We start from the raw sequence: 3,785 nt of genomic DNA on the forward strand, positions 1-3,785 counted from the left end.
GGCGAGGCGTGCGGCCCGCCGCCGCTACAGGCTGCGGGCGATCACCAGGCGCTGGATATCGCTCGTGCCTTCGTAGATCTGGCACACGCGCACGTCGCGGTAGATGCGCTCCACCGGGAAATCGTTCAGGTAGCCGTATCCGCCCAGGGTCTGGATGGCGGCCGAGCAGACCTTTTCCGCCATCTCGGACGCGTAGAGCTTGGCCATGGATGCCTCGGCCAGGGCCGGCCGGCCCGCCTCGCGCAGCGCCGCCGCGTGCAGCACCATCTGGCGAGCCGCGTGAATCCGGGTGGCCATGTCCGCCAGCCGGAATGCCACGGCCTGGTGCTCGATAATGGGCTTGCCGAACGCCTGTCTTTCGCGCGCATAGTCGCGCGCGCATTCGAAGGCCGCGCGCGCCATGCCCACCGACTGCGCGGCGATGCCGATGCGGCCGCCTTCGAGATTGGATAGCGCGATCCGGTAGCCCTCGCCCTCCGCGCCCAGCCGCCATTCGGCCGGAACCCGCATGTCCTCGAAGGCGATGTGGCAGGTGTCCGACAGATGCTGGCCCAGCTTGTCTTCCACCCGCAGCACGCGGTAGCCCGGGGTGTCGGTGGGCACGATGAAGGCCGACATGCCGCGCTTGCCGGCCGCCGGATCCGTCATGGCGAACACGATGACCGTGTCGCCGTTGCGGCCCGAGGTGATGAACTGCTTGGACCCGTTGATGACGTAGTCGCCGCCGTCGCGCTGCGCCCGCGTGCGCAGGCTGCTGGCGTCCGAGCCCGCCTGCGGCTCGGTAAGGGCGAACGCCCCCAGGTGCTCGCCGCGCGCCAAGGGACGCAGGAAGCGTTCTTTCTGCTCATCGGTGCCGTACTTGAGGATGGGCATGCAGGCCACCGAGTTGTGCACGCTCATGATGGTGGACAGCGCCCCGTTGCCGGCGGCGATTTCCTCCAGCGCCACCGCGTAGGACACGTAACCGCTGTCGTTGCCGTCCCATTGCTCCGGCACCAGCATGCCGAAGAAGCCGAGCCGGGCCATTTCCTCGACCGCGTCGGCCGGAAAATGATGTTCGCGGTCCCAGCGCGCGGATTCGGGCGCCAGGCGCTCCTGGGCGAAACGGCGCGCCATTTCCTGGACGCTCAGTTGTTCTTCGGTCAATAGCATCGGGGTCTCCTGTCTGTATTTATTTATGCGCACGCGCCTTTTGGGCGCATGCGCGACAGCGAGAATACACCGGCGCGGCCCTTCAGCCGCTGGGCGCGTCGCGCTGCGCGCGCTGGCGCGCCGGGCCGACCGCCGCGTGCAGGTTGTACGCGGTGTTGACCAGGCCGATGTGCGAGAAACCCTGGGGAAAATTGCCCACCAGCCTGCGCCGCCCCACGTCGTATTCCTCGGCCAGCAGGCCCAGGTCGTTGCGCAGCGAGAGCAGACGGTCGAACAGCCGCTCGGCGTCGGTCAGGCGCTCCTGCATGGCGTAGGCGTCGGCCAGCCAGAAGCTGCAGGCCAGGAACACGCCCTCTTCGCCCGGCAGGCCGTCGTCGGTATGTTCGCGCGCATAGCGCCGCACCAGCCCGTCGCGCACCAGTTCTTCCTCGACGGCCCGCACCGTGCCCGCCACGCGCGGGTCGGAAGCCGGCAGAAAGCCCACCTGCGGAATGAGCAGCAGGCTGGCGTCCAGCGCGGTCTGGCCGTAGCTCTGTACGAAGCTGCCGCGCCGCGCATCGTAGCCGTAGAGGCAGATGTCCTGCCGGATTTCCTCGCGCAGGCGCCGCCACTCGTCCACCGGGCCGCGCAGCCCGAAGCGCTCGCAAGACTTCACGGCCCGGTCGAACGCCATCCAGCACATCAGCCGCGAATGCGTGAAGGCGCGCTTCTCGCCGCGCACCTCCCAGATGCCGTGGTCCAGCTCGCGCCAGCGCTCGCGCAGCGGATCCAGCAGCACCTTCTGCAGCCGCCAGGCTTCGGCCAGCGGCGCCAGGTCGGCCGCGCGGGCGGCGTAGAGCGTTTCGATCAGCTCGCCGTAGACGTCGAGCTGCGTCTGGCTGGCCGCGCCGTTGCCCAGCCGCACCGGACGGCTGCCTTCGTAGCCCGCCAGCCAGGGAATCTCATGCTCGGGCAGCCAGCGCTCGCCGGCGATGCCGTACATGATCTGCAACTGGCTGGGGTGGCCCGCCACCGCGCGCAGCAGCCACTGCCGCCACGCCTCGGCTTCTTCGCGGTAGCCGCCGTTGAGCAGGGCATACAGGGTCAGGGCCGAGTCGCGCAGCCAGCAATAGCGGTAGTCCCAGTTGCGGCTGCCGCCCAGCGACTCGGGCAAGGAGGTGGTGGGCGCCGCGATGATGCCGCCGGTGGGCTGGAACGTCAGCAGCTTGAGCGTGATGAGCGAGCGCACCACGGCATCGCGCCAGGCTCCGCCGCCATGCCCGTCCCAGCGGCAACGGCGGGCCCATTCCTGCCACCACGAGGTGGTGCGGTCCAGGCTTTCCATCCGGTCGGGCACGAAGCGCGGCGTCTTGTGCGAGGGGTGGTACGAAAGCGTGAACGGCACGATTTCGCCGTCGCGCACCTCGAACTGGGCCACGGTCTTCATGTCCTGGCCTTCCAGGGCCACGGGCGTGTGCAGCTCTACCGCGTCGGGACCGGCGATGGCGCTCAGGCCGTAGTCGCGGCGGCGCACCCAGGGCACGGCCTGGCCGTAGTTGAAGCGCAGCACCAGCTCCATCTGCATGGCGACGTGCCCCGACTCGCCGCGCACCACCCGCACCACGTCCACACGCTCGTCGTCGTCGGACAGCGGCATGAAATCGTAGACGCGCACCGCGCCGGTGGCCGTCTCGTGGCGGGTTTCCAGCACCGCCGTATCGGGCAGGTAGCGGCGCGTGGTGCGCACGGCGGGGCCGCGCGGCGCGATGCGCCAGCGGCCGTTGTCCGCATCGCCCAGCAGCGCCGCGAAGCACGCGGGCGAGTCGAAATGCGGCAGGCACAGCCAGTCCATGGAGCCGTCTCGCGCCACCAGCGCGGCCGAGAGCATGTTGCCGATCAGGCCGTAGTCTTCGAGGGGCCGGGACATCGGGCCGCGCTCCTCAGCCCGCCCCGCGGAACTCGGGGTACAGCGTCATCCCGCCGTCCACGAACAGCGTGGTGCCGGTGACGTAGTCCGAGTCGTCCGAGGCCAGCCAGGCCGCGGCCCGGGCCACGTCTTCAGGCTCGCCGATGCGGCCGTAGGGAATCAGCCGCAGCAGCGACTCCAGGGCCTGCGGCGTGCCCCAGGCGGGCTGGTTGATGGCGGTGCGGATGGCGCCCGGGGCGATGGCGTTGACCCGGATCTTCTCCGGCGCCAGCTCCTGCGCCAGCGACTTCATGAGCAGCGAAATGCCGCCCTTGGAGGCCGCATAGTTGGCCTGGAACGCCCAGGGAATCACCTCGTGCACCGAGCTCATGAAGATGATGTTGCCCAGGCACAGCCCCTGGCGGGCCGCGTCGGCCGGATTGTCGCGGAAACGCCGCACTGCCTCGCGGGCGCACAGGAAAGCGCCGGTGAGATTGGTGTCGATCACCTGCCGCCAGTCGGACAGCGACATGTCGGCAATGGGGGACGGGTGCTCGATGCCGGCATTGCTCACCAGGATGTCCAGCCGCCCGTAGCGCCGCGCCGCGTCGTCGAACAGGCGCTCGACGTCGGATTCGCGCGAGACGTCGGCCGCCGAGGTCACGGCCGTGCCGCCGGCGCGCTGGATGTCTTCGACCACCGCCGCCGCGCGCGCCTGGGAATCGCCCCCGGCACGGTGATTCACCAG

General features: G+C 69.9%; 3 protein-coding genes. All 3 read right to left on the bottom strand.

What is annotated here, in order from left to right; genetic code table 11:
* Nucleotides 1–24: 24 nt before the first annotated feature.
* Nucleotides 25–1,152 (bottom strand): acyl-CoA dehydrogenase family protein, encoded by a 1,128-nt coding sequence (locus AD428_RS23915; protein ID WP_053246809.1) that lies wholly within the window; start codon nucleotides 1,150–1,152, stop codon nucleotides 25–27.
* 82 nt (nucleotides 1,153–1,234) lie between these two features.
* Nucleotides 1,235–3,058 (bottom strand): glycoside hydrolase family 15 protein, encoded by a 1,824-nt coding sequence (locus AD428_RS23920; RefSeq protein WP_053246810.1) that lies wholly within the window; start codon nucleotides 3,056–3,058, stop codon nucleotides 1,235–1,237.
* Nucleotides 3,059–3,071: 13 nt separating this feature from the next.
* The coding region (locus AD428_RS23925; RefSeq protein ID WP_053246811.1) for an SDR family oxidoreductase at nucleotides 3,072–3,785 on the bottom strand (714 nt) is incomplete at its 5' end.

The organism is Achromobacter sp. DMS1 (assembly GCF_001270295.1).

Bases quoted from the DNA above. Each gene is read 5' to 3' on its own strand.
- AD428_RS23920 (WP_053246810.1), bottom strand. From the start codon at position 3,058: ATGTCCCGGCCCCTCGAAGACTACGGCCTGATCGGCAACATGCTCTCG.
- AD428_RS23915 (WP_053246809.1), bottom strand. From the start codon at position 1,152: ATGCTATTGACCGAAGAACAACTGAGCGTCCAGGAAATGGCGCGCCGT.